Genomic DNA, 349 nt, shown 5'->3' with positions numbered 1-349 from the left:
ACTTCGATAAATTTATACGCTATAACTGGCGTTGTTGAAGCTGGTTTTAATAACACTGTATTCCCTGTTACTAAAGCAGCTACTGTTGTACCAGCCATGATTGCAAATGGGAAGTTCCAAGGAGAAATGACAATACCGATTCCTAATGGAATGTAGTCATAACGATTGTATTCACCTGGACGGCTTTCGACTGGCTGACCGTTTTTAATGCGTAGCATTTGGCGACCATAGTATTCCATGAAGTCGATTGCTTCCGCTGTATCTGCATCAGCCTCTGCCCATGGTTTCCCCGCTTCTTTTGTTAATAAAGCTGAGAATTCATGTTTGCGACGACGGATAATCGCTGCCG

At 43.3% G+C, this 349-nt stretch carries 1 protein-coding gene; it reads right to left on the bottom strand.

Annotated features, from left to right (window positions below; translation table 11 throughout):
• The coding region (locus VK91_RS21960; RefSeq protein ID WP_048395916.1) for an aldehyde dehydrogenase family protein at positions 1 to 349 on the bottom strand (349 nt) is incomplete at both ends.

The sequence above is a fragment of the Lysinibacillus sp. LK3 genome (genome assembly GCF_001043675.1).
GTDB lineage: Bacteria > Bacillota > Bacilli > Bacillales_A > Planococcaceae > Lysinibacillus > Lysinibacillus capsici.
Note: the sequence above shows the minus strand (reverse complement) of the source record. Positions and strands in the feature narration are given on the sequence as shown.